This is a genomic window from Gemmatimonadaceae bacterium, from assembly GCA_035633115.1.
Taxonomy (GTDB): Bacteria; Gemmatimonadota; Gemmatimonadetes; order Gemmatimonadales; family Gemmatimonadaceae; genus UBA4720.
This window is the reverse complement of the sequence record DASQFN010000021.1, coordinates 22,396-28,874: the sequence shown is the minus strand read 5'-3', so window position 1 is coordinate 28,874 and position 6,479 is coordinate 22,396. Positions and strand designations below refer to the sequence as shown.

At 61.8% G+C, this 6,479-nt stretch carries 5 protein-coding genes; 3 read left to right on the top strand and 2 right to left on the bottom strand.

All coding sequences use genetic code 11. The features are described 5' to 3' along the window. On the top strand, nucleotides 1-757 hold a 757-nt coding region (locus tag VES88_02510), incomplete at its 5' end, for an acyl-CoA dehydrogenase family protein (protein HYN80345.1). 197 nt (nucleotides 758-954) lie between these two features. Then, on the top strand, nucleotides 955-2,436 hold the full coding sequence (locus VES88_02505; GenBank protein ID HYN80344.1) for a Xaa-Pro peptidase family protein: 1,482 nt from the start codon (nucleotides 955-957) through the stop codon (nucleotides 2,434-2,436). A gap of 6 nt (nucleotides 2,437-2,442) precedes the next feature. On the opposite strand, the gene VES88_02500 is transcribed toward VES88_02505, so the two are convergent. Beyond that, nucleotides 2,443-4,278 carry a PDZ domain-containing protein gene (locus VES88_02500; protein ID HYN80343.1) on the bottom strand — a complete coding sequence of 612 codons (1,836 nt, stop codon included), beginning with the start codon at nucleotides 4,276-4,278 and terminating at the stop codon, nucleotides 2,443-2,445. Nucleotides 4,279-4,509: 231 nt separating this feature from the next. Further along, on the bottom strand, nucleotides 4,510-5,520 hold the full coding sequence (locus tag VES88_02495; protein ID HYN80342.1) for a hypothetical protein: 1,011 nt from the start codon (nucleotides 5,518-5,520) through the stop codon (nucleotides 4,510-4,512). A 58-nt stretch (nucleotides 5,521-5,578) separates the two neighbouring features. Here VES88_02495 and VES88_02490 point away from each other — a divergent pair, with 58 nt between their 5' ends. Then, nucleotides 5,579-6,472, top strand: a complete 894-nt coding sequence (locus VES88_02490) for an alpha/beta hydrolase (protein ID HYN80341.1) — start codon at nucleotides 5,579-5,581, stop codon at nucleotides 6,470-6,472. The last annotated feature ends 7 nt before the right edge of the window (nucleotides 6,473-6,479 follow it).

Below are 6,479 nucleotides of genomic sequence, written 5' to 3'. Positions count from 1 at the left end.
CGGCTCCGACGCATTCGCGCTAAAAACGCGCGCCGACGATAAGGGCGATCATTACGAGCTGACCGGCCAAAAACTCTGGATAACCAACGGTAACGAGGCCGAGATATTTGTGCTGTTTGCGACGGTCGATCCCGAGGCCGGATACAAAGGGATCACGGCATTCATCGTTGAAAAGGGCTTTGAAGGTTTCTCCGTCGGCAAGAAGGAAGACAAGCTCGGCATCCGCGCGAGCAGCACCTGCGAGCTCATCCTCGAGGATTGCCGCGTACCGCGCACGAACGTTCTGGGAGACGTCGGCAAAGGCTACAAGCTCGCCATCGAGACGCTCAACGAGGGGCGCATCGGGATCGGCGCACAGATGATTGGCGTGGCACAGGGCGCGCTCACCGCGACAATCTCGTACCTCAACGAGCGAAAGCAGTTCGGCAAATCGCTGTCGGAGTTCCAGGGCGTGCAGTTCCAGGTGGCGCAGGCCGCAACCGATCTCGAGGCCGCCCGACTCATGGTCTACAACGCATCGCGGCTGAAAGACGCGGGACACGACATCGCCCGCGAGGGCGCGATGGCGAAGTTGTTCTCGTCGCAGGTATGCGAGACGGTCACTTCACTATGCGTGGAGCTTTTCGGCGGGTACGGGTACACCAAGGATTACCCGGTCGAGAAGTTTTATCGTGATGCGAAGATCGGCGCGATATACGAAGGAACGTCCAACATGCAGTTGCAGACAATTGCGAAGGCTGTCCTGCGACCGAGCTGACGGGTTTGCGACAGATTTGAGCAACTGAGGACCACACGCGACCCGCTGAGCGCTAAACGCTTACTGCTGCGCGCTTAGCAACGACAGACCCCCGCGGAAGAAGGAAGTCGGACCGTAGTTAGCGCGACGCAGATAGCGGCAGGCGATCAGCGGGCAGCGTGTTGTTCTCAGTTTCGGTTATCACAGACGAGGTATTGATGAAGCTTAGACATTTCGCTGTTACGGCGATCACGCTGATTGCCTTTCTCCCGCTCTCCTCACGTGCGCAGATCACTCAGGCGGAGTACGCCTCCCGTCGCGCTGCGCTCGCGGCCGCACTCGGCGAAGGCGTCCTCGTCGCGTTCGGATCCCCCGAGCCGGAGGAAGACTACATGCCCTTCTTCCAGAACTCCCAATTCCGGTACCTCACCGGGTTCAAGGAGGCGGATGCCGCGCTCGTGCTCGACATCAAGGCAGGCGCGCTCGTCGGGCAGCATTTGTTCGTTCAGCCAAAGGACCCGTCGCGCGAGATGTGGACGGGGCGACGACTCGGCATTGCCGCCGTGAAACAATCGATGTCACTCGATGGGCGTCCGCACGCAACGCTGTCCCGCTTCCTCGATTCCCTTCTCGCGCGAAGCGGTACAACCACGCTGCACGTGGTCGGCGAATTCGATTCGGCTCATACTGTTCTCACCGCCTACGACCAGTTTGTGCGCGCCGTCGCGTCGAAACGCCCGAACATCACTGTCAAATCCGCGAACGGCGCGGTGCTTCAGCTGAGACGAGTGAAGACCGCATCCGAGCTCGATCTGATAAGGAAGGCAGTCGCAATCTCGGTTGACGCGCACCGTGAGGCGATGCGCTCGATGGAGCGCGGCCAGAACGAGTTCGAGACGCAGGCAATCATCGAGTACACGTTCAGGCGCAATGGCGCGGAGCGCCCATCGTTTTCGACGATCGTGGGCTCGGGCCCGAATTCAACGACTCTTCATTACAACGCGGACGACCGCTTCTACGGCGACAACGACGTGGTGGTGATGGACATCGGGGCGTCGTACGCCGGTTACGCGGCCGACGTCACGCGGACCATTCCCGTTGCAGGCACCTTCTCCGCCGAGCAGCGAGCGGTTTATCAGATTGTTCGCGACGCCCAGGCATCAGCCGAGCGGCAGGCGAAGCTGAATGGACCCGCACGAGTACTCAGTGATTCAGCCAGTGCAACGATCGCTGCGGGGCTTGCGCGCCTCGGGCTCATCGAGGACGCCCGCGCAACCTACGATTGCGATGAGACCGCTTCCAGGCAGTGCCCGCAATTCACGCTCTACTATTATCACGGTCTCGGCCACGGAATCGGTCTCGACGTGCACGACCCCGGCGCTGCAACCGGCGCGGGAACTCTCGTGCCCGGAACCGCCTTCACAATCGAGCCCGGTATCTACGTTCGGGAGAACCTGCTCGAAGTCATCCCGCGCACGCCGCGCAATCTGGCGATGATCGAGAAGATCCGGCCGGCCGCCCAGCGATACCAGAACATCGGAGTCAGGATCGAAGACGACTACCTGATCACCGATCGCGGGCTGGAGTGGATCTCGCGCGCGCCGCGGGAGATCAGCGAGATCGAGACTGTGATGCGCGAGCCATGGAACGGCCCCACGCCCCGCGATAAGGCAAAAGTGGAGTGGTACCGGCTGAAGTAATCGCCGCTATGACGCCGGCTTGCCGGTCAGTATGCCGTCGCGAATCCGAACGGCTTTCGCGGGTGCGTCGGTCACCGCGACGATCCGCCGCCGCTCGCTCGTCCTGAAGTTCGCGGCGACGTTCAGGGTCGTTGGCTGACCCGCGCGACGGATCACAACCGGCACGGTTCCACCCGGTGGCACGCCCGCGTACTTCGCGCTGAAGCTCGTTGCGAATGCAGGATCACGCACGTCGAGGCCGCCGATGGAGACCACGTAGTCGCCGACCCTGACGCCGGCCGCTGAGCCGGCGCCCGCCGGATCGATCGCGATCACGCGGGCCCCCTGCTCGTCGCCGGAGATCGACACTCCCAGATTCGGAAGAACAGTTCGCTCGACCATCAGCTTCATGCCCGCGAGCGGGAGCACCGAATCCCACGGAAATACTTCACGTCCGTCGACGTAGCGACGCTCGAAGTCAGTCAGCGGTCGTGACGCAGCACGTGCGACCGCCTGCCACCATTCCTCGTTCGTGAATCCGCGCCCGCGCTTCCAGGAGCTGCGGTACACCTCACGCATCACCGTATCGAGCGACCGCTGATTGTCGCTCGCGTCGCGAATCAGGATGTCGAGAAGGAATCCGGCGAGCGAGCCTTTGGAATAGTAGATGTCACCCGTGCCGTCAACCGGGTGCACCCAGGCGGAGAGCGACGCATCTTCCAGCGCAATCGCCGGCTCCTCCGAGATCTCATCGATCTTCGCCGTCGTCATCGCGTAGAATTGCTCCGCGTTGATCAGGCCCCCTCTCACTTCAGCGACGTCGGCGTAATAGTCGGTGACTCCCTCGCTGATCCATAGAAGCGGCGTCGGCTGCGGGCGATCGTAGCGGTACGGCCACATCTCGGCCGGCCGCATTCTCTTCACGTTCCACGCGTGGAAAAGCTCGTGCGAGTAGAGCGAAGCCAGCACCGGGTTGCCGAGCACGATGTGCGAGAGAATGTCGAGGTGTGAGTTCTGGTGCTCGAGGCCCGACGCACTGCCCGGCGCGTATCCGGAATCGGCCACCTGCATAAGCGTGTAGCTGTTCCACGGCACTTCACCGAAGATTGCGGCCTGGGGTGGAACCAGCTTCGCGAGCTGGTCGAGTATCATGCGCCGTCCGGAGTTCGAGACAGCACCGGCGGGATAGCTTGCGACTCTCATGACCTTTCCGCCCGCCTGCGCGCTGTCGATGTCGAAACGTCCGACGAAGAACGGCATATCGACGAGATCGTGATAATTCGGCGCGGTAAAAGTCGTTGGTCCGGTCTGCGTCATACCCGTCGCGATACGCCATGACGGACTCGTGTGGACAGTGACCGTCGACTGAAATTCCGCCGGGAGGCCCTCGGGATAGAGGAAGATGTTGGTCCCGTTGAAGAATGCGAACCCGGGTTTCGTCCAGGAGTTGGAGTTGTCTAGTGTCATCGCCAGATACTCGAACGAGACTCGAACCCGGCCGGCACGGGTCGTACGCACTCGCCACGTGTCGTGGTCGAGCTTGTCCCATGAAAGCGGTGACGACCCGTCGGTCACGTTGAACCCGCTGACGTAGCGCGCGAAGTTCACGATGGAGTAGGCGCCCGGCGTCCACGCGGGCAGCGAGAGTAGCACATCGCCGGCCGACCGTGTGGCAAACGACATCGTGACGACGAGCATCCGCCTGAGAGCGGTGGCCGAATCGAAAGTCACTTCGTAGCGGATGTCGGAGATCGGTGCGGACGTCGGCTGACTTGCTCCATCCGTCTGCGCGCCGACATCAGGCACAGTCATATGTATGCACGCGATGACAAGCACTACGGCCGTGACTGTCTGGAATTTCATTTGCGTACGTTACAGGGTTGCAAACCGGGGTGGTATATTCGCCCCGCCCGCCGTGCACCGATAGTCACGCTGCGCCCTCATAGAGGCCGGACTAATGCTCAACGACGATTCACTACTACCCGGGGATGGAGAAAAAAGAGCTGGGCGAGTCGGCGGAGCTGATTGCGGAGACTTGCCGGCTCGTCACTACCGAAACTGATTTTACCGCGCGGTGAGACGCGAACACTAACATCAACTGGATTGGCGCGCTGGTCCTCTCGCTACCTCCGCGAGGAGAATCGCAACAGACAGTGACAGCATCGGCCCAACAGCATTGAACGCGGGCCGGGCAACATTCCCAGTGACGCCGATCCAAACTCCGATACCGAGGGCGACGAGTAAACTCGCCCCGGCTGCGATCAGCCATTCGACCGGCAGCCGCCTCAAACGCCACAGCCCGAGAGGAAGCAGCCAACCGAAGGCGTAGAGCATCTCGCGGTTGAACACCGATCCGACGAGCGCGTCGCCGAATTGCAGTCGTCTGGTGGCGGTCACCATCTCCCAGGGAAGCAGCGTTTCTCCTGTCAGACCTGCGCGCACCAGTGTGATCGTTGCGACCTGCAGAACGAGCAGCGCCACCGTCGCCAGATAGAGCGCGCGCGGAGCCGATTTCGTCGTAGCGAGTCGCAGACACCAAGCCGCGCAGAAAGTGAACGTGAGCGGGATGCTCGTTTCCTTGCCAAGCGCGCCAACGATACCGATCAGCGGAATGATCGCCCACCGTTTGCTGACCAATGCCCAGGTCATCGCGATGATAGACCACGCCTCGACGGAATCCACGAGGCCGGCGAGCTGAACGTTCGCAACGTTGAAGCTCAACAGATAAAGAAGCGATCCTGTCAATCCAATGACATACGATTGGGTGACACGCTCCCCAATGCCGGCAAGAAGCACCGCCGCCCACGCCACGAACGCGCTGTTGACGATGAGGAGCGCGAGGAACTCCGGGCTCCAGGTTCCGACTCTGCCCACCGCGGCACGGTAGATCGGTCGCGCGAGAAACGGCACGAGGACTCTGAGCTCCTGCTGCGTCGTCCAGCCGGCCGTGCCCTCGAGCATCTCCACGTAGCGGCGCGTATCCCGGAGACCCTCGACCTCCTTTGGATCGTAGCGACTGACACCCGGATAACCGAGTCCGAGACAAATCGCAAAGAAGAGCAAACCGAGAATAAGCCGGGCGTGCACGCGGGAACGCTCGCGCACGCAGGCTTCATGTGCAAGGATCGCCAGCGCGCGAAGATTCCTTCGCTACTATATCCTCATGCCTCAGACAATTCCCCCGCCGCGCGAATCCGGATTCACCACCAGGACACCCACACAGCTCTACTGGGCTCGGTACGGGCCCTCGGCTGAGTCGGGCGCTCAACAGCTCGTCGTGCTACACGGCGGACCTGGCGCGCATCACGACTATATGCTCCCGCAGATGCTGCACCTCGCGGAGTGCTACGACGTTCTCTTCTACGATCAGCGCGGTGGAGGACGGTCCAGGTCCGACGCCCTCGAGCCGATCGGATGGCAAACACACGTCGCGGATCTTGCGGCGGTCGTCAGAGAATTCAGTCTCGATCCGCTGGCGATCGTCGGATATTCCTGGGGCGGATTGCTGGCAGTCCTTTACACACTCGAGTCACTACGTGACCAGACAATCACCGCACCCAATCGACTCGTTCTAATCGACCCCGCACCGCTGGCCCGTCGCTACCGCAAGGAATTCGAAGCGGAGTTTTCGAAGCGCCAGCAGTCGCCGGATGTCCAGCGCATGCGCGCCGAGCTTGCCGAGTCGAACCTGCGTGAGTCCGATCCCGACGCTTACCGCCAGCGACTTTTCGAGCTCGGCGTCGCAGGCTACTTCGCGCATCCCGCGAACGCCCGCGACCTCACGCCCTTCCGGGTAACCGGACGAGTGCTCGATTCCGTGTGGAACAGCCTCGGTGATTACGATCTCCTGGCGCAGCTCAATCAGATCACCTGCCCGACGCTCGTCGTGCATGGGCGTGACGATCCCATTCCGCTGGCGTCATCCACAGCGGGGGCGAAGGCGATGAATGCGAAGCTCGTCGTGCTGGACGACTGCGGCCATGTGCCGTACGTTGAGAAGCCCCAGCAGTTGTTTGCCGCAGTGGACGCCTTCCTCGCCGAACCTGATCCCAAGTGAGCCAACG